Below are 20,378 nucleotides of genomic sequence, written 5' to 3'. Positions count from 1 at the left end.
TTACACTCTTTAGGAAGATTGAGTCAAATTATGGTGCAGTATTGGCTTTGGTTTGAAGCGCTTGCATCTCATCCATTAAGCTTTTTTGAAGCTCTATTCCTTTGGTTTGGATTTGCTTGACCTTTTCAGGATTTGGCGAGCTTGATAGCCCAGCTTCAGACATTTCCAAACCTAAATTGTTCGACTCTTTAATTTTTTCACGTACAGAAACAACCTCTTTACTTTTTAAAGCCAGTCCATCTAGCTCTTTATTAAAACCAGTGACATACGTTTTCATTTTATTCACAACGCCTTCTAGTGCTGCTTTATCACCTTTCTGAGCAGCTTGCATGACTTCGCTTTGGAAGTCCAAGGCTTCTTTCGCTTTGTTTGTAGACAGTGTTTGAATCTGAGCTAAATCACTTTTAATGTCTGCGGCATTATCCGTACTGAGTGTTACTGCAGCTACAGCAGGTTTACTGTCCGAAGCAGAAGATGCATCAGCAGGTTTTTTGTCACAAGCAGTTAAAGCAAATGCAGAAGCACACAATGTAGCGATGAATACTTTCTTCATTATTTATACCTTTAATTTTATAAGTTCAGATACATTGGATTTTTATTCCAAGTCCAAAACACAAAGCTGTTGAATGTTGAACACCCCATAAAAAATGCCGATATTTCATGTGGTTTTCTATAGTAGTTTTGTACATGAGTGCGTTGCTGAGGGTAATTTTTATCGAAAATATAAAGAGATAGCTTAAGTATTGCGAACTTGTGCAGGGGTTTGTCCTGTGTAGCGTTTAAAGAATTCGATAAAACTTGAACTGTGTTGATAGCCCAATTCTAAGCCAATTTTTTTAACGGAATAGCCGCGTTGCAATAAGGATATTGCATGAATGATTTTGGCTCGATTCCGCCATTCAGATAACGGGAGTTTTAATTGTTCTTGACAAAGGCGGAGTGCATGTCGTTCGGTAATTTGAAAGGTATTTAAGACTTCATGTAGGCTTTTTGAAAAAAATATTGGATTGGATAGATCTTGCAGAATTGGCTTTAAAATCGGATGTTCACTTTGAGGTAAATAATGTTCATAACAGCTACTGTTTTGGATTTGATCTAGTAGCAATTGCAGTAGATGTTCATAATAAGTATTTGATGGAATATTTTGCTTCTGCTGATCTAAAATTTCTTCAATCGTTTGACGGAAGAAAGGGCGGATATTTAAGGTCTTTGTTGCTTGAGCCAATGATTGACATAAATCAGGATGGATACGAATACAAATATAATGTGTGAGTTGATCATCCAAAGCCGTACAACAATGTTCAGTTTGTGGAGGAATCCATAAACCATAACTCGGCGGAGAAAGATAAGTTTGATCTGCAACTTTTAATTCTAAAGTACCATTTAGACTCAAATTAAAATCACCCCATAAATTTGAATGCGGGGTAACCACATCGTCTTTTCTATAGAAAAACTCTTCTACAGAAATCATCGTGTCGAATCGCAGATTTGGGTTGAATTTAAAAGACATGTTTGAGCGATCAACTGATATTGATGTTCACATTGTACATGGTGTTAAAACACTTTTTCGCTACGATTGTTAAAAGCGTGAAAACAATGAAGTCGTTACTAAAATAATAAATCAATGAATATTAAGATGATTCAGCATAATGTTTAGCCCCCGAATATAAGGTGTCTGAATTGCCCTATAGATGTCTGGAATACAGTATTTAAATTTAATCCGACTTAATTGATAATATTTCTCATATTCTTAATCAAATCGTTAAAATTATGTATACCGATTCCAAGCCCATGTGGTGGGCCGTGTGTTTACCTATTCTTGCTGTGTTGATCTGGTCTTTGAATATTGCAGTGACACGTTATGTGACGGATTATATTTCGCCTGTGAGCATTAGTTTTTACCGTTGGGTGGTTGCATTTATTATTTTAACCCCATTGATGTTGCCAAAAGTTTGGAAGCAACGTCAGCTTATTCGGCAACATTTAGGGCAATTTGCTGTATTGAGTGCTTTTGGAATGGTGCTATATCAAGGCTTAGCCTATACCGCAGCGCATTATACCACTGCAACCAACATGGGAATTATCAACGCCTTTATACCCGTATTCACGATTTTTGTTTCAATTATAATTTTGAAAGAAATTCCAAATCGTTTTGCAGTGATCGGGAGTCTCATTTCTTTCTTTGGCTTGTTGTATGTGATTGGGCAGGGCAATTTCTCGAATTTGACTCAACTAGGAGGGCACTGGGGCGACCTATTGATGGTCTTAGCCGTATTTTTCTATGCTTTCTATGGCGTGTTCCTTAAAAAATGGCAGTTAAAAGTCCCTTTACTGATCAGTCTATATGTGCAAGTCGGATTCACACTGATTTATCATTTGCCATTCGTATTCTATTTTGGGATTGATCCGATTAACCAAGACAATGCCGCAAGTGTGCTATATGCAGGCGTATTTCCATCACTGGTTGCACCTTTGTTGTGGATGGTCGCGGTGCAATATTTAGGGCCAAATCGCACCAGTATTTTTATGAATTTAATGCCTGTATTTACTGCAATTATCGCTTACTTCTGGTTACATGAAGCATGGACTATTTTTCATACAATTGGTGGCGTCGTTATCTTAATTGGCATTGCGATGGCGCAAAAAAAGTCAAATAGTGTCAAAAATGGTACATAAATTGAATAAAATTTAGGAGCTATAGCGTGAAAAATGAACAAACAAAATGTTATTTTATAACTTTTATAAAATTAATTTATATCTAATGGTATGAAAATTTATGAATTATTTAATTAAAAATTTAAATAATAAAATAAATTGAATAACTTAATTTTATTGATTGATATGAAACAGTTTTGTTATAGGTTTTAAGTCTTAATTGTATGCAAATATTGCATTTGTATTGAAATAGTATTTGTAGCATAATATTTCTATTGAGATGGATTAAGTTGTTTTTAATCTTAGATCCTTACAGTTTCATAATACCCTCTGGATGTGGTTTTACCCATCCTTTTTTATGCTCAGCCAACCCTATATATGGCTGAGTTTTTTTTTGCCTTTTTTACGTGTTTTTTTATAAGAAAAATGTATATTTTGTCCAAAATAATAGACTCATTTAAGCGCGTATTATTTGTCCTGAGGATGCATCTATAATCCGACTTGGTTCACGACTTGAACCTAAATCACCGTTTAGATAGTTTAATTCAGCACCAAAATATTGACTGGCATTTTGTAAAGATCTTGCAGGTTCTAAACCTGCTGGATTGGCACTGGTGGAGACAATGAAGCCGTTAAAAGCATTGCATAATGCTGTACATAAAGGGTGATTGGTGACACGAATCGCGACTTGAGCATGATTACCTTTAATCCAATGCGGGATACGTTCATCAGCATTCACCAGCCAAGTGGTTGCACGTTCAGTTCGAGAGCGTTGTGTCCAAGAATCAATGACTTGTTTACGAATGTCTGGATCAAGGTCAGTCAGTAAATGTTCGACTTGAGAGATTTGACCTGCCAATAAGATGACACCCTTTTCAATCGGGCGTTGTTTGAGTTTGAGAATTTCTAAAAATGCATTTTCGTTGAATGGGTCACAACCTAAACCCCATACGGCCTCTGTAGGATAGGCCAATACTTTACCTTGTTGAAGAACCTGAGCAGCTTCAGCGACTGAGGTTGTAATCATCTAAATTCACCATGTTCATTTATACAAGAGCAGCTATTGTGAACCTTAATGACTGACTCGGCAACGTAAGTAAAGCCCAGATTGTTGAATACATAAACCCAAAAGTTCCAATTCCATCAGGTAACTGGTTAATTCTGCTGTATTTAATGCTAATTTGATCGCAAGAGTATCCAAGTCTTGTCCAATCCAGTCTAAGTGCTGGTAAATCTTGAATAGATGTGGCGGAATTTCAGGGATTTGTTTTTCATTTTCAGTGTTTTGAGCACAATGCCATTGCGTTGGTAGTGCAAGATCTTCAACAATTTGCTCAGGATGATCAACAAGAATTGCACCTTCACGAATCAATTGGTGACAACCTTGATGATGTTCACTGTAAATATGCCCTGGAATCGCAAAAATAATTTTACCTTGCTCCGCTGCTGTCTGCGCCGTAATTAAAGAACCACTGCCTAACTGAGCTTCGGCAACCAAAATGCCTAGGCTTAAGCCGCTGACGATACGATTACGATGTGGGAAATTGCGTGGAATAGGTTGAGTTTCAGGGAGATATTCACTGATCACCGTACCTGAATTTTGTAAAATCTGTTCTTGTAAATGTCTATTCTGACTCGGGTAAACAAGATCTAAACCTGAACCAACCACAGCAATGGTGCGATGATTCTTTAAACCACCCATATGTGCAGCTTCATCAATGCCTTGCGCTAAGCCACTGGTAATAAAAAAGCCTTTTTCACTTAAATAATAAGCAAAATCATAGGCAACTTGTTTGCCATGAGGACTGGGTTTGCGACTGCCGACAATGGCAATCTGCGGTTGGCTTAAATTTTGAAATGAGCCTTTTCCAAATAGAATAGGGGGATGATTGCTATAAGGTAAAAGCTGTTGAGGATAGTGTTGTTCAGTATCGAGGACAATAAAGTCACTATGTTGTTTGATTTTTTCTAGGCAGTTTTGAAACTGGCTTTGTCCAACTGTTGTTATAAACTCTTCAGCTCTTTGAAGATGATGTTTATGTATTTTAAGTTCAGTCCAACGTTTTAAATTTTCAGGTAAAACTGCATTGGAAATAGAACCAAAATGTTTTTCTAATTTACGAAAACTGGAAAATGAGTGTTGAACCAAATACCAAAGTTTGATGGTATCTAGTTGATCATCAGGTATTTGATTCAACATCAATAAATTACAACAATGACTGAGGCATTGGTTTAATTGCCTGCGCCGTCTGTGATTGCAGGTGGTTTGATCTCAGCACCCATTTTGATTGGTAAATTACTTTCCAATACATAGGCATAGCTCAATTGATCAAAACTCTTAAAGATCATCACACTACCAATTTGTTGACTTGGTAATTTGATTGACTCTTTTGTCTTAGGATCACGAACAACTTCACCTTGCTGGTAAACGCTAAACACTTGACCCGGTTTTGCACCATGTAAACTACCACGGTCTATCGTCACCACACTATGTTGTGCTGCTGTGCCAATAGAGCCCTGAACACGAACAACTTTACCGCCAGCGGTGACTTCGTTGGTTGTGGTTGGATAGAACAAGCTTGGTAATTCAGCATCATAACGCGGTAAGACATAATCACCACGACGAACTTCTGCATTATAACTGTCAGTTAACTCGAGCGTAGTGACATCATTTTCACCTGCAACAGCAACGGCTGAAGCAACTTCAGTGAGTTCGATGCCAGCATTGAATTTCTTACCATTCGCATCGACAAACTCATAAGGTTGCCCTTCGCGATACACGCCGTAATGTTGACCTACAACTAAACCGTTACCACGTGCATAGACTGTTTGACCTGCACCTGTAATCACACGATTATCTGCTGCGCCAATGGTATATGGAATGTTTTGTAAAGATTCAGGGCTGATCACAATACTGTGCTCTAACCATTGTTGGATATCTGACAGTGGAATCACAGAGATTGCATTGCTTAAAGATTCAACACGCACTTGAGGACGTAAAGATGTTCCACCTTGGTGGCGACGGATAATACCTTCACAGCCATCACCTTCATCCACACCAATCAGTGGACGACCATCCAAAGTACAAAGCAGTAGCTTGTCCCCAGGATAAATCCAATGTGGATTTTTAACATGCTTATTGCTTGCCCAAATTTCAGGCCAACGCCAAGGTTTGCTTAAAAACTTTCCAGCAATTCCCCATAAAGTATCGCCACGTTTAACCACATAGACATTGGGTGCACTGGCTTTGAGTGCAGGCGGGTTAACATTTGGACTTGCATGCGTCATTTCCATGTAAGTGAATCCTGCACTTAAACATAGTGTTACAGCAAGTAATTGCTTTTTGAACCCCTTGGCATGAAAGCTCGTTATGCCAGTTAAAACCTTTTTCATTATCATAATTCCTAAAATTATGTATCTATATGCGTTATAATAAGCATATTACACACATTTTTTTAATGAAGCATATCCTTCATTTAGTTTTAAGATCAATGGCATAGCAAGAGAGGGTACAGTATGGCCTTATTAAATATTTTAAGTTTTCCTGATCCCCGTTTGCGCACCATTGCAAAACCTGTCGATACCGTAACTGATGAAATTCGTCAGTTGGCAGCAGACATGTTCGAAACCATGTATGAAGCGCCAGGTATTGGTCTGGCTGCTACACAGGTCGATCAACATATTCAGCTTATCGTTATAGATGTGTCTGAAAATAGAGACCAGCCTATGGTGTTCATTAACCCCAAAGTGACGCCACTTACGGAACAAACTTTACCTTATGAAGAGGGCTGTTTATCCGTTCCTCAAATATACGATAAAGTTGAGCGTCCGTCACGTGTAAAAATCGAAGCAATTGACCTTGAAGGTAACGCTTTTGAGTTGGAAGCTGATGAGTTGCTTGCTGTGTGTATTCAGCATGAAATGGATCATCTCAATGGCAAACTGTTTGTAGACTATTTATCTCCTTTAAAACGTCAAAGAGCACGTGAGAAAGTTGAAAAAGTGGTGCGTTCACGTGAAAAGCAAAAAGTTGCAGTAAAGCGTTAATGATTTGAACTTTGCTTTTCAGTACAGTTAAAAATTCATTGTAAATACAAGCCCAATTTCGATTGGGCTTTGTTATACTCTAGCCAGAAAAATGTTGAGAAGAACGTTTTGTTGAGAATGGGCTTACTGCTTGGTTTTATAGCAGTATTTTTACAGATTGCTGTATTTCTACAGCCTTTGTTACCGAAGCAATATCAAATTGCTCCGGTCTGTGAAACTATTTCTCAAGCTTTAGCACAAAGTCAATTTTACGAAAAACATCAACACAGTACCCATCATCAACATAGCACTCACCATCAACATAGTACGCATCATCAGCATGCGATGTCACATGATGTACATAGCGTTCAGACAGAATCTCCGTCACATCATCATGATGCAAGCCATCAATGCCAATATTGTACGGTCTATGGCAATTTAGTTTTACCGCCTGAACTGGAGGTCAAAGCTGTTTTAGATCGTATACAAGTTCGTTTAATTGCATTTCAAGACACCTTTTGGCATGTTTATTTTGCATTACAACGACTGTTTCTTCTGCCTCAAGGGCGAGCCCCACCACTTTTCGCATAAATCAAAACTTAATTTTCTAGGGTCTTCGTTGACTCCAGTCCTTGCGCTGCTTTAACCGCAGCTCATATTTATGATTTAAGAGAAAGAAAATGGCTCAACCTCAATTCTTGTTACAGCCCTTATCGGCTGCGATTTGTATCGCTTGTTATTCTTCAACGGGCATGGCTGCACAGCAAGAGCAAAATACTGCTCAATTAGCACCAATCGTGATCACTGCACAATTGAATAATGATGCCAATGGCTTAATTATTCATGCAGATCCGAAACAGCCGATTCAGCCTGTTCCTGCGACAGATGGCGCAGATTATTTACAAAGTATTCCTGGTTTTAATTCAATTAAAAGTGGTGGCACCAACGGAGATGTAACCTTCCGTGGTATGTTTGGATCACGAATTAAAATTTTATCGGATGGCACTGAAAACTTAGGCGCTTGTCCTGCACGTATGGATGCGCCAACGTCTTATATTCAACCTGAAAGTTATGATCGTATTTCTGTCATCAAAGGCCCACAAACCGTCCAGTATGCCAATACAGGTTCGGCTGCAACGGTTATTTTCGAACGAACAAAACCACAATTATCCAAAGATAAAAACTATCTCGGGCAAGCCAGTGTTTTAATCGGTTCGTTTGGTCGTCTCGATCATAATATTGAAGCAGCGGTGGGTGATGAGAAAAAATATATTCGTCTAAATGCCAATCGTTCTGAATCGAATCGTTATGAAGATGGCGATGGCAATACGGTTCCATCGGCTTGGAAACGTTGGAATACAGATTTAGCACTAGGCTGGACACCCGATGACGATACATGGGTTGAATTGACAGGCGGAAAAGCAGATGGTGAAGCTGAATATGCTGGTCGTAGCATGGATGGTTCGCAGTTTGCTCGTGAAAGTTTGGGTTTAAGATTTGAGAAGAAAAATCTAAGCGATGTGATTAAAAAGATCGAAGGGCAAATTAACTACAGCTATAACGATCATGTGATGGATAATTTCCGTTTACGCACGCCACCCATGACTCACGATATGACAACGCACAAGATGGTAGCGAATCCATCAGAAATGCAAGTCACACGCCGTACGTTGAATTCACGTTTAGCCATGACCAGTGAATGGGATAAATTAAGTCTGATCACAGGGCTTGATTCGCAGCAAAATCATCATGCTGGAAGTATGAAATCTATGATGATGAATATGCCATTAGCCACCAATATGAAGTTTCATTCTTATGGTGCTTTTGGCGAACTGACGTACCAATTGAATGATGCCTATAAATTGGTGACTGGCGCACGAATTGACCAAGTTAAAATTGATGCTTTAAAACTGAATGATGAACGTAAAGAAACTTTGCCAAGTGCATTTATTCGTTTGGAAAATCAGTACCCTGAGCACAATGCTAAATCTTATATTGGTTTGGGCTATGTAGAACGAGTACCTGATTATTGGGAGTTATTCAGTACAGCACATGGCAATACGGGTATGTCGAAGCCAACATTTAACGACCTTGATACTGAAAAAACCTTACAATTAGATATGGGTTATCAACAAGAACATGGTGCGTTGAGCTTGTGGACATCTGCTTATGCAGGATTGGTGAATGACTTCATTTTACTGAGTTATCATAATCATCCAACCACTGGAATGGGTGGGCATAGTCATGGTTCTTCTTTTAGTGCGGGTGCTAAAAATGTGGATGCGGTGATTGCAGGTGCTGAAGCAGGAATTGGTTACCAATTTACCGATGCGATTCAGGCAGATATCAGTACCATGTACGCATGGGGTGAGATCTCTGATAATAATGATCCACTGCCTCAAATTGCACCTTTGGAAGGACGTTTCAATTTAAGATATGTGCAAGACAAGTATTCTCTAGGTTTATTGTGGCGTGCCGTGGCGAAACAGGATCGTATTAACCTGAATAAAGGTAATATCGTAGGTTATGACATTGGTGAGAGCAAAGGTTTTAGCACACTTGCATTAAACGCAACCTATAAAGTAATGAATGATGTTGATCTTGCTGTAGGCGTAGACAATGTCCTCGATAAAACTTATACCGAGCATTTGAATAAGTTAGGTGTTGGCGTTGATGGTCAAGTGGGAACAGAACAATTTAACAATACAGGTCGCAATTATTGGGCTCGAATCAGCATGAAGTTCTAAGCGATTAAAGAGTAGAAATAGCAATTTTGAACGATTAAATTTAAGAGGTAAATGTATGGCGAATGAACAGAATTCGAGTAATAAACTTTCTCCTGAAAAATCATTTTGGGGATGGAAATTACTGATCATTGCAATTATTTTGGGCTTTCTTTTTATGGTGATTTTCTATTTGGCGATCACCAATGAGCCAGATTATATGCCGAGCCAAAAGAATAAGCAGATGCAACACACTGAAGCGCAAATGCCTGCAATGCAACATGATGAACCTATGCACATGCAACAAACTGCATCAGAAGCTACATCTTCGCATCATCACCAATAATTCATTTGTTAATGGATGATGATTTTAAATTTTAGCGTTAATTAAAGAAGGAAGCTTAATGCTTCCTTCTTTTTATCTTTTAAAATACGATATTTGCTAAAAATTAATGCATGCTTGCCAATTGCTTAGCTTGTTCTTTGTAAAGTGCGAGTCCTATTTTCTGCATTTCACGCCCATTTTTGAGTAAAAAATCATCGAGCACTTTAAAGCGTTTTGCACCTGTATAAAGTAAGCTATTTTTAGCAAATAGATAATAAGCAAACCAAGAGGCTGATTGTGCTTTTAACCCCAGTTTTTTCATCTGCTTACGTCCAATAAAAAATTGTGTAAGCTCAAGATGCTGTTTGTAGGCAAGTTTTTGTTGTAATGGGCGTAAATAACGATATCGGCGTTCAAAAGGCTCTTTAGATAAACTTGAACCGAGTGAAATGCTGCTCTCATCTGCATCAGGATGGGTGAAACGAAGCCAATAAAGCAGTTTCCAACTTTCAGATTCTTTATCGATTAACCATTTTTCATCGATTCCCATTAACCATCCTGTATATTTCCAAAAATGTAAAAAACTATCGACTTCACGTTTATTTGGGAAAATACCTAGGGCACGGATTCCAATTAAAACTACACCACTAAAAGCAATATTGGTCATGGCTTGATCATATTGGTTAATCGGTGTACCCCAAGTTTCAGCATCCCATTTTTCAGACTTATTCAGTTGAAAACGAACCAGTGAATGAATAAAACGCACATAAATCGTCGAGGTAAAACCTGCATTGAAACGCTCAAAAGCATGTGGCTCTGTGATATCCATCCACCACTTACTGGTTTCAGCCAGTCTTTTACTTGCTTGTTGACTCAAAGCACCTGTCAAAATCAGCGGTTGATTGAAGCCAGGATAGAGATACCCTGTCATTAAAGATAAATCTCTTAAAATAAAACTATTATTGGTACCGAGTTTATAGGTGAACTGTAGTGAATCATCGATTTTTTGCTGATCATACCAATCTGGTTTCTGTTCGACCAAATTAAAAAACTCAGTCAGTTCAGGGATTTGATGTGGTAATTGATCAATCCCTTGATATAAAGCCGTTTCAAAATATTTACGATGTTGTCTTGGGTTTTGCATCACCCAAGACATGACTTGATCCATTGCCACATCACCTGTTTGTAGCGCTTCATTCAAAGACAGGTATTCTGCATAGGTGGGTTGAATATGATCATGGGTCATATAGCCCAATATTTTGGCTTTTAGATCAGACTGCAACATTTTTTCAAATGGCGCTAAGCGTTTGGGAATAGTTTGCATTGTGCTTTTTTTCCGATTATTGTTTAATCAACTTTAATATGAATATTTATTCGTATTCAATTCGCATTTAAATGGAAAAATAATGAGAAAAAAACCACAACAACAACGTGCAAAAATCATCGTTGAAAATATTCTTGAAGCAGCACAATTGTGTATTGCTGAACAGGGTTTGTTGCAAGTGACGACACCAAAAATTTCTGAAAAATCAGGTGTTAGTGTAGGTTCTATTTATCAATATTTTGAAAATAAAGATGAAATTATTCAAGAACTCTTGAGCCGAAAAAGCGAAAAATTAGGTTTAGCTCTGAAACAGATTGCAATTTCTCAAGAGGGATTGGAACTCGAAGAAATTATTCCCATTAGTATTCAATTCGGCTTTGACATGATGAAAGCCGATGGTGGTTTCTTTATGGAAATCCTTAAAAACTGGCATGGTTATAACAATTCAGACGCTGCACAAATTTTAGAAAAGCATTTTTATGAAGTGGGGCTATATGTATTTAGTCGCTTTTTTCAACATTGGAGTTTTGAAACGCTGAAAAATAAGTCTTTTGTGATCATTAACAGCACTTTATTTACCATGATGAGATATGTCAGTAGCACCAATTTTCTGATTTCAGAACAGCAACTTAAAAAGGAACTCACATTGATGATTTTGGCTTATTTAGAACAAGCTGTACATCAAGATGAGTAAGGGAGGCGGATTCTTGCATGCATATAAACAGTGTTGTAGATTATTAAAAATAAAATTTTCAATTATTTAAGTATAAAAATATGAACTATAATAGTCATGCAGTATCAATCCGATTAGAAGAAGTCTCAAAGACATTTCTTCAAAAACCAATTTTTGAAGGGTTAAATTTTACTTGGCAAGGCTTAGGAATTTATAGTCTGATTGGAGAAAATGGTGCAGGAAAATCAACTTTACTGGGCATGATTGCAGGGTTGTTAGATTGTGATTCAGGAAAAATTTTTATCAATGGACAGCAATGCCTTTTAAATAATCAAGAATATAAAAAATTAATGGCTTTTGTGCCTGATCATTGTCCTATTTATTCATTTATGCAGGGACAGGAATTTTTAGACCTCATTTGTAGTATTAGAAAATTAGATCCAAGCGTTTATCAAAGCTATATTGAAAAATTTAGATTGGAAGATTTTTTAAAGACTACTTTCGCAGAAATGTCTTTTGGAACAGCTAAAAAATTTCTGTTAATTTCAGCACTTATGACAGAAGCTCCTGTTTTGCTATTAGATGAACCCAATAATGGTTTAGATCAAGCAACATTACAGGCGTTTAGACAAATCCTAATACAACAAAGTAAAACCAAATTGATTTTGATGTCTTGCCATGATCAAAACTTTCGAGAAAGCGTTAATGCAATCGACACAATCCTTGATGGGTTGAAAGCAGGATGAGCCTGAATCAAATGATCAAAACAACGGTGTCCGTTTCAACTGAAAGAAAGCTTATTCGTCAGCTTATACGCTATCGTTGGAAATTTTATATACAGACCACGGCTGATGCCGTACAACGGCATAAACATCTGATCTTATTGGTAGGTTTACTCGCTGGGCCGATGATATTTGCTATCTTGCTTGCTTTAGCAAAACCACTGATCAGTATATTACATGCTGAAAATATGTTGGAAAGTATCAAAATATGGAGCATTTTTCTGTTTATACATCTGTTATGGAGTGGTTGTCAGCAAAAAGCATTAAATGGTGGTGAGGGTTATCAATATATTGCAATGACACCTTTACCATTACGTATTCGGATCAGTGTTGAATTAGGATTTTTAGCATCGCTTAGCGTCGTTATTTTATTGCCTTTTATTATTGCACTTATCTACGTGTGGACAACAGGCGTATTTTATCAGGCGATCATAGATAGTTTTTTGATTGTTTTATGGGGAATAGAACTCTTACTGATCCAAATGTTGGTTTGTCAAAAAAATAAATATCTTATCGCTTTATGTCTTGCCTCATTTCTTGCGCCGTTGTCTTTAGTGTTGTTGAAAATAGAAATATTATCAATTTTTATATCTTTTATATTGCTTGCCGTGACTTATCGACAATGGATGATCGGTAAAACAAGCAAACCGAGAAATATTCCACTTCCTCAAGTTTTACGAATTCAGGCTAAACATTCTGTAAGTATCAATTGGATCCGAGTCAGTTTACGAAAAATATTGAATAAACACGTAATGAAGCAACAGCTACTGTTCTTTATTTTTGCCTTTAGTGCTAGCAGTGTATTGGCGTGGTTTGCACAACAAAAAGATACGTGGATTATCATTAACATTGAATTCAACCCACATAAACTCCTAAATCTCATGAGTGCTTTGTATATCACGGCTACTTTAGTGCACATCGGAACGATTAAAACCATGCTTGCCAGTACTTATACAACAACAGCGAGATTTTGGCTCAGTCAGGGTATTTCAAATCGGCAAGCGCTGATTTCAGAAATTGTGGTTTTATGGGGAGTAGCCGTTATTGCTGCATTGCCTACATTGATTTGGATCATGCTTGCAAATGGAATAGTAAAAAGTTTGTTTATGATTGGACTGATGATGCTTGCTGTAGCACTTATTCAACATATTTTCAGACAACCAGAACGAGTCCACGGGACTGTTCCATTGGTTTTAACCACAATATGGTTTGTTATAAGTTATTTATTGCTTTCTTTTTGAGCAAAAAGCGCTCTTTATAATAAAAAAAGCCGAATTTAGAAGAATAAACAACCACTCGGCACAATAATTAAAAAATAACTTAAAAAAGGGGTTGTGTTGGTTTAGGAATGGTGTAGAATGCACATCCATCGGCGGTGATGTTAAATAAAACTTCTGATAAATCAATAGCTTGAAAGGTTTAGATAGATTTCTAAAGGAAATTTGTTGAATTGATTAAAGAATGATTTGTTAGAAAAAAGATTAACATTAACGATTGACTTTTAAGAGATTGAGAGTAATATAGCCGACCTAGCTTGATGCTGACGAAGCATTGAGAAGATCATTAAGAGAATATGAAGAACAACTTGTGTGGATTTTTACTGATTGATTGATCGAAAATATTTCATTGATTGAAAGGTTTAAATTACTCGAAGTTTATTTGAGAGAATTTGTCAGGAAATTGATGAGCCAGAATTGTGACCTTAAGTCACTAATGATTTTAACTGAAGAGTTTGATCATGGCTCAGATTGAACGCTGGCGGCAGGCTTAACACATGCAAGTCGAGCGGGGGATGTAGCTTCGGTTATATCTCTAGCGGCGGACGGGTGAGTAATGCTTAGGAATCTGCCATTTAGTGGGGGACAACATTCCGAAAGGAATGCTAATACCGCATACGTCCTACGGGAGAAAGCAGGGGATCTTCGGACCTTGCGCTAAATGATGAGCCTAAGTCGGATTAGCTAGTTGGTGGGGTAAAGGCCTACCAAGGCGACGATCTGTAGCGGGTCTGAGAGGATGATCCGCCACACTGGGACTGAGACACGGCCCAGACTCCTACGGGAGGCAGCAGTGGGGAATATTGGACAATGGGGGGAACCCTGATCCAGCCATGCCGCGTGTGTGAAGAAGGCCTTATGGTTGTAAAGCACTTTAAGCGAGGAGGAGGAGCTCTAGGCTAATATCCTAGATGCTTGGACGTTACTCGCAGAATAAGCACCGGCTAACTCTGTGCCAGCAGCCGCGGTAATACAGAGGGTGCGAGCGTTAATCGGATTTACTGGGCGTAAAGCGTACGTAGGCGGCTTTTTAAGTCGGATGTGAAATCCCTGAGCTTAACTTAGGAATTGCATTCGATACTGGGAAGCTAGAGTATGGGAGAGGATGGTAGAATTCCAGGTGTAGCGGTGAAATGCGTAGAGATCTGGAGGAATACCGATGGCGAAGGCAGCCATCTGGCCTAATACTGACGCTGAGGTACGAAAGCATGGGGAGCAAACAGGATTAGATACCCTGGTAGTCCATGCCGTAAACGATGTCTACTAGCCGTTGGGGCCTTTGAGGCTTTAGTGGCGCAGCTAACGCGATAAGTAGACCGCCTGGGGAGTACGGTCGCAAGACTAAAACTCAAATGAATTGACGGGGGCCCGCACAAGCGGTGGAGCATGTGGTTTAATTCGATGCAACGCGAAGAACCTTACCTGGTCTTGACATAGTAAGAACTTTCCAGAGATGGATTGGTGCCTTCGGGAACTTACATACAGGTGCTGCATGGCTGTCGTCAGCTCGTGTCGTGAGATGTTGGGTTAAGTCCCGCAACGAGCGCAACCCTTTTCCTTATTTGCCAGCACTTCGGGTGGGAACTTTAAGGATACTGCCAGTGACAAACTGGAGGAAGGCGGGGACGACGTCAAGTCATCATGGCCCTTACGACCAGGGCTACACACGTGCTACAATGGTCGGTACAAAGGGTTGCTACCTAGCGATAGGATGCTAATCTCAAAAAGCCGATCGTAGTCCGGATTGGAGTCTGCAACTCGACTCCATGAAGTCGGAATCGCTAGTAATCGCGGATCAGAATGCCGCGGTGAATACGTTCCCGGGCCTTGTACACACCGCCCGTCACACCATGGGAGTTTGTTGCACCAGAAGTAGGTAGTCTAACCTTAGGGAGGACGCTTACCACGGTGTGGCCGACGACTGGGGTGAAGTCGTAACAAGGTAGCCGTAGGGGAACCTGCGGCTGGATCACCTCCTTAACGAAAGATTGGTTATTGGTAAGAATCCACAACAAGTTGTTCTTCATTGATGTATCTGAGGGTCTGTAGCTCAGTTGGTTAGAGCACACGCTTGATAAGCGTGGGGTCACAAGTTCAAGTCTTGTCAGACCCACCAAGTCTACTGATTGAAATTGAAGAAATTCAAGATTACAGAGAAACAGATATATTAAGATCTTAAGCTGGGGACTTAGCTTAGTTGGTAGAGCGCCTGCTTTGCACGCAGGAGGTCAGGAGTTCGACTCTCCTAGTCTCCACCATACATTACGAAGTAATGTGAAAACGAAAGTTAAATCCTAAAGATAGTTTATAGAAATTAATGAATAAGAAGATCACATGGTCTTGATTTATTAACTTCTGTGATTTATCACAGTGAACTACTTGCTGACGAGGCGGTAGTGAATCATTAACAGAATAAATTTGAGTTGAAATAATTGTTTAACTCGTTTCAAGCAAATTAACAAGCAATTGTTAATGTTGAATGAAATGAGCACTAGCGATAAAACTGAATCAAGCGTTTTGGTATATGAATTAAATTGAAGCTGTACAGTGCTTAAGTGCACGAACAACAGATAGTAGCAATTAAGTTTGCAACGATAACACTCACTTGTATGTGTTAGCGACTGTTTGGGGTTGTATAGTCAAGTAATTAAGTGCATGTGGTGGATGCCTTGGCAGTCAGAGGCGAAGAAAGACGTAATAGCCTGCGATAAGCTTCGGGGAGGCGGCAAATATCCTGTGATCCGGAGATTTCTGAATGGGGAAACCCACTTACCATAAGGTAGGTATCGCATGATGAATACATAGTCATGCGAGGCGAACGAGGGGAAGTGAAACATCTCAGTACCCTTAGGAAAAGAAATCAATTGAGATTCCGTCAGTAGCGGCGAGCGAACGCGGATCAGCCCATTAAGTTATATGTGTATTAGCGGAACGCTCTGGGAAGTGCGACCGTAGAGGGTGATAGTCCCGTACACGAAAGTGCACATATAATGATGACGAGTAGGGCGAGGCACGTGAAACCTTGTCTGAATATGGGGGGACCATCCTCCAAGGCTAAATACTCCTGACTGACCGATAGTGAACCAGTACCGTGAGGGAAAGGCGAAAAGAACCCCTGTGAGGGGAGTGAAATAGATCCTGAAACCGCATGCATACAAGCAGTGGGAGCCGACTTGTTCGGTGACTGCGTACCTTTTGTATAATGGGTCAGCGACTTATATTCAGTAGCAAGGTTAACCGTATAGGGGAGCCGTAGAGAAATCGAGTCTTAATAGGGCGTTTAGTTGCTGGGTATAGACCCGAAACCGGGTGATCTATCCATGAGCAGGTTGAAGGTTGGGTAACACTAACTGGAGGACCGAACCCACTGTCGTTGAAAAGCCAGGGGATGACTTGTGGATAGGGGTGAAAGGCTAATCAAACTCGGTGATAGCTGGTTCTCCCCGAAAGCTATTTAGGTAGCGCCTCGGACGAATACCATAGGGGGTAGAGCACTGTTTCGGCTAGGGGGTCATCCCGACTTACCAAACCGATGCAAACTCCGAATACCTATGAGTACTATCCGGGAGACAGACTGCGGGTGCTAACGTCCGTAGTCAAGAGGAAAACAATCCAGACCGCCAGCTAAGGCCCCAAAATTATAGTTAAGTGGGAAACGATGTGGGAAGGCATAGACAGCTAGGAGGTTGGCTTAGAAGCAGCCACCCTTTAAAGAAAGCGTAATAGCTCACTAGTCGAGTCGGCCTGCGCGGAAGATGTAACGGGGCTAAAACTATATGCCGAAGCTGCGGATGTGCACTAAGTGCACGTGGTAGGGGAGCGTTCTGTAAGCCGATGAAGGTGTGTTGAGAAGCATGCTGGAGGTATCAGAAGTGCGAATGCTGACGTGAGTAACGACAAAACGGGTGAAAAACCCGTTCGCTGAAAGACCAAGGGTTCCAGTCCAACGTTAATCGGGGCTGGGTGAGTCGACCCCTAAGGCGAGGCCGAGAGGCGTAGTCGATGGGAAATTGGTTAATATTCCAATACTTCTGTGTAATGCGATGAGAGGACGGAGAAGGTTAAGTCAGCCTGGCGTTGGTTGTCCAGGTGAAAGGTTGTAGGCATGTATCTTAGGCAAATCCGGGGTACTCTATGCTGAGAACTGATAACAAGCTAGTTTACTAGCGAAGTGGCTGATACCAAGCTTCCAGGAAAAGTCTCTAAGCTTCAGTTACACAGGAATCGTACCCGAAACCGACACAGGTGGTCAGGTCGAGTAGACCAAAGCGCTTGAGAGAACTCTGCTGAAGGAACTAGGCAAAATGGTACCGTAACTTCGGGAGAAGGTACGCTGCTGACGGTGATAGGACTTGCTCCTTGAGCTATTGGCAGCCACAGAAACCAGGCCCCTGCAACTGTTTATTAAAAACATAGCACTCTGCAAACACGAAAGTGGACGTATAGGGTGTGATGCCTGCCCGGTGCTGGAAGGTTAATTGATGGGGTTAGCGTAAGCGAAGCTCTTGATCGAAGCCCCAGTAAACGGCGGCCGTAACTATAACGGTCCTAAGGTAGCGAAATTCCTTGTCGGGTAAGTTCCGACCTGCACGAATGGCATAATGATGGGGGCGCTGTCTCCAGCAGAGGCTCAGTGAAATCGAAATCGCCGTGAAGATGCGGTGTACCCGCGGCTAGACGGAAAGACCCCGTGAACCTTTACTGCAGCTTGACATTGAACTTTGATCTTACTTGTGTAGGATAGGTGGGAGGCTATGAAATTGGGACGCCAGTTCCAATGGAGCCATCCTTGAAATACCACCCTGGTAATATTGAGGTTCTAACTCTGTCCCGTTATCCGGGACGAGGACCATGTCTGGTGGGTAGTTTGACTGGGGCGGTCTCCTCCTAAAGAGTAACGGAGGAGTACGAAGGTGCGCTCAGCGTGGTCGGAAATCACGCGTAGAGTATAAAGGCAAAAGCGCGCTTAACTGCGAGACCCACAAGTCGAGCAGGTACGAAAGTAGGTCTTAGTGATCCGGTGGTTCTGTATGGAAGGGCCATCGCTCAACGGATAAAAGGTACTCTGGGGATAACAGGCTGATACCGCCCAAGAGTTCATATCGACGGCGGTGTTTGGCACCTCGATGTCGGCTCATCTCATCCTGGGGCTGAAGCAGGTCCCAAGGGTATGGCTGTTCGCCATTTAAAGAGGTACGCGAGCTGGGTTTAGAACGTCGTGAGACAGTTCGGTCCCTATCTACCGTGGGCGTTGGAAATTTGAGAGGATCTGCTCCTAGTACGAGAGGACCAGAGTGGACGAACCTCTGGTGTACCGGTTGTGACGCCAGTCGCATCGCCGGGTAGCTATGTTCGGAAGGGATAACCGCTGAAAGCATCTAAGCGGGAAGCCTACCTCAAGATAAGATTTCCCCGAGGCTTTATGCCTCCTAAAGAGCCGTTGAAGACTACGACGTTGATAGGTTGGATGTGGAAGTACGGTGACGTATGAAGCTGACCAATACTAATTGCTCGTGAGGCTTGACTATACAACACCCAAACAGTTGTATATAGAGCATCATTTGATTCATAAAAGATCAATCATACTTGATTTAGTTGTAAAGCTAGTTACAATACCCAACTCAAATGTTCTGTTAAACTCATTTGGTACCAAGTAAGGCATTTAAATAAGACCCGAACAAGTCCATAACAGTTTGCTGGCGACAATAGCAAGAGTGAACCACCTGATCCCTTCCCGAACTCAGAAGTGAAACCTCTTAGCGCTGATGGTAGTGTGGGGTTACCCATGTGAGAGTAAGTCATCGCCAGCTTTTAAATTCAAACACCCCCAACTCGATAGTTGGGGGTGTTTTTTTTTGCTTGGGGTTGTCGACAAAATAGAAATCATTCAAAGAGTCAGCGATAATTTGCTATAGTGATCTAAAATTCAGAAATAAAAGGGGAGCAATGATGTTGAGTAATCTGTATCAACGTTCTTCTTGTTATTATTGTCATAACACTCAATTCACAAATAATATGTCGCGATATAAAGATGGGCGTTTGTTATGCATAGATTGTGTGCAGCATATCATTGTAACAACTGAAAATTTACAGAAAGTCGCTGTTTGGGTATTACAACAAATTGAAAATCTTGGATTTAAATTTAAAAGAGGCAATACGCAGGTTAGTTTAATTAGCCAAGATAAAATGCAGACTTTGGGATTCAATGGTGCTGAAGGGCTTGCTATAAATATAACCAAAACAAATATCTTTTCAAGTACTTGGCATGATCAGGCTCAGATAAAAGTGATTTATGGAATGCCTACAGCAAATTTAGTTTGGGTATTGGGGCATGAATTGGCCCATGTATTGGTTTCGCAACATCAATATAAATTCGCTACTCAAGAAAAAGAAGAGGGCTTTTGCCAATTGGTTGCATTATTGATCAGCGAGCGTTCTGCCAATCCATTGATGCCTAGAATTATCCAAAAAGAATTAAAAAATCGGGATCCTATCTATGGTGAGGAATTACGAGAGGCTTATCGACAATATCAAAAAGCTGGTTTTCAAAAATATTTTCAAACTTTTTTATAATCTTTAGATTGGCGGATTCA

15 protein-coding genes, 2 tRNA genes and 3 rRNA genes are annotated in these 20,378 nt (G+C 40.3%); 14 read left to right on the top strand and 6 right to left on the bottom strand.

Features of this window, described 5'->3' with window-relative positions:
* Positions 1-28: 28 nt before the first annotated feature.
* Positions 29-553, bottom strand: a complete 525-nt coding sequence (locus ACY45D_RS16925; protein ID WP_463107746.1) for a hypothetical protein — start codon at positions 551-553, stop codon at positions 29-31.
* 183 nt (positions 554-736) lie between these two features.
* Positions 737-1,510: an AraC family transcriptional regulator gene (locus ACY45D_RS16920; protein WP_463107745.1), complete on the bottom strand. Its 774-nt coding sequence runs from the start codon at positions 1,508-1,510 to the stop codon at positions 737-739.
* Positions 1,511-1,791: 281 nt separating this feature from the next.
* Between ACY45D_RS16920 and ACY45D_RS16915 the strand changes: the two genes are divergently transcribed.
* Positions 1,792-2,676 carry a DMT family transporter gene (locus ACY45D_RS16915; RefSeq protein WP_463109506.1) on the top strand — a complete coding sequence of 295 codons (885 nt, stop codon included), beginning with the start codon at positions 1,792-1,794 and terminating at the stop codon, positions 2,674-2,676.
* A 436-nt stretch (positions 2,677-3,112) separates the two neighbouring features.
* Here the strand turns inward: ACY45D_RS16915 and tsaC are convergent, their stop codons facing one another.
* From tsaC to ACY45D_RS16900, 3 genes are read right to left on the bottom strand one after another with little or no spacing between them, the layout of a single operon-like run.
* Positions 3,113-3,682 carry an L-threonylcarbamoyladenylate synthase type 1 TsaC gene (tsaC, locus tag ACY45D_RS16910; protein WP_463107744.1) on the bottom strand — a complete coding sequence of 190 codons (570 nt, stop codon included), beginning with the start codon at positions 3,680-3,682 and terminating at the stop codon, positions 3,113-3,115.
* 45 nt (positions 3,683-3,727) lie between these two features.
* Positions 3,728-4,855, bottom strand: coding sequence for a DNA-processing protein DprA (gene dprA / locus ACY45D_RS16905; protein ID WP_463107743.1), 1,128 nt, complete (start codon positions 4,853-4,855; stop codon positions 3,728-3,730).
* A 32-nt stretch (positions 4,856-4,887) separates the two neighbouring features.
* Positions 4,888-6,048, bottom strand: coding sequence for a LysM peptidoglycan-binding domain-containing protein (locus ACY45D_RS16900; RefSeq protein WP_010116795.1), 1,161 nt, complete (start codon positions 6,046-6,048; stop codon positions 4,888-4,890).
* Between the two features lie 123 nt (positions 6,049-6,171).
* Between ACY45D_RS16900 and def the strand changes: the two genes are divergently transcribed.
* The 4 genes from def to ACY45D_RS16880 all read left to right on the top strand — a co-directional run bounded on the left by def (position 6,172) and on the right by ACY45D_RS16880 (position 9,750).
* Positions 6,172-6,702: a peptide deformylase gene (gene def, locus ACY45D_RS16895; RefSeq protein WP_010116794.1), complete on the top strand. Its 531-nt coding sequence runs from the start codon at positions 6,172-6,174 to the stop codon at positions 6,700-6,702.
* 117 nt (positions 6,703-6,819) lie between these two features.
* Positions 6,820-7,272 (top strand): DUF2946 family protein, encoded by a 453-nt coding sequence (locus tag ACY45D_RS16890; RefSeq protein ID WP_463107742.1) that lies wholly within the window; start codon positions 6,820-6,822, stop codon positions 7,270-7,272.
* 89 nt (positions 7,273-7,361) lie between these two features.
* A complete protein-coding gene (locus ACY45D_RS16885) occupies positions 7,362-9,428 on the top strand; it encodes a TonB-dependent copper receptor (protein WP_463107741.1) in 2,067 nt (688 codons plus the stop codon).
* Between the two features lie 55 nt (positions 9,429-9,483).
* Positions 9,484-9,750 (top strand): DUF4199 domain-containing protein, encoded by a 267-nt coding sequence (locus ACY45D_RS16880; protein WP_463107740.1) that lies wholly within the window; start codon positions 9,484-9,486, stop codon positions 9,748-9,750.
* Between the two features lie 103 nt (positions 9,751-9,853).
* Here the strand turns inward: ACY45D_RS16880 and ACY45D_RS16875 are convergent, their stop codons facing one another.
* Complete coding sequence (locus ACY45D_RS16875; RefSeq protein ID WP_463107739.1) at positions 9,854-11,053, bottom strand: oxygenase MpaB family protein; 1,200 nt, start codon at positions 11,051-11,053, stop codon at positions 9,854-9,856.
* Between the two features lie 82 nt (positions 11,054-11,135).
* Between ACY45D_RS16875 and ACY45D_RS16870 the strand changes: the two genes are divergently transcribed.
* The 9 genes from ACY45D_RS16870 (at position 11,136) to ACY45D_RS16830 (ending at position 20,358) form a co-directional block, all read left to right on the top strand.
* Positions 11,136-11,747, top strand: coding sequence for a TetR/AcrR family transcriptional regulator (locus tag ACY45D_RS16870; protein ID WP_463107738.1), 612 nt, complete (start codon positions 11,136-11,138; stop codon positions 11,745-11,747).
* 80 nt (positions 11,748-11,827) lie between these two features.
* Complete coding sequence (locus ACY45D_RS16865) at positions 11,828-12,472, top strand: ATP-binding cassette domain-containing protein (RefSeq protein WP_463107737.1); 645 nt, start codon at positions 11,828-11,830, stop codon at positions 12,470-12,472.
* Positions 12,469-13,749: a hypothetical protein gene (locus tag ACY45D_RS16860; RefSeq protein WP_463107736.1), complete on the top strand. Its 1,281-nt coding sequence runs from the start codon at positions 12,469-12,471 to the stop codon at positions 13,747-13,749. Before ACY45D_RS16865 ends, ACY45D_RS16860 begins: the two co-directional genes overlap by 4 nt.
* Positions 13,750-14,228: 479 nt before the next feature.
* Positions 14,229-15,765 (top strand): 16S ribosomal RNA (locus tag ACY45D_RS16855).
* A 59-nt stretch (positions 15,766-15,824) separates the two neighbouring features.
* A tRNA-Ile gene (locus tag ACY45D_RS16850) sits at positions 15,825-15,901 on the top strand.
* 66 nt (positions 15,902-15,967) lie between these two features.
* Positions 15,968-16,043: transfer RNA gene (locus tag ACY45D_RS16845), tRNA-Ala, on the top strand.
* Between the two features lie 379 nt (positions 16,044-16,422).
* Positions 16,423-19,313, top strand: a 23S ribosomal RNA gene (locus ACY45D_RS16840).
* Positions 19,314-19,480: 167 nt separating this feature from the next.
* A 5S ribosomal RNA gene (gene rrf / locus ACY45D_RS16835) occupies positions 19,481-19,595 on the top strand.
* The 16S, 23S and 5S rRNA genes sit together here with 2 tRNA genes alongside, the layout of an rRNA operon.
* A gap of 139 nt (positions 19,596-19,734) precedes the next feature.
* A complete protein-coding gene (locus ACY45D_RS16830) occupies positions 19,735-20,358 on the top strand; it encodes a protein DA1 (protein ID WP_463107735.1) in 624 nt (207 codons plus the stop codon).
* Positions 20,359-20,378 lie beyond the last annotated feature (20 nt).

The organism is Acinetobacter sp. BZX-2, from assembly GCF_055179795.1.
Note: the sequence above shows the minus strand (reverse complement) of the source record. Positions and strands in the feature narration are given on the sequence as shown.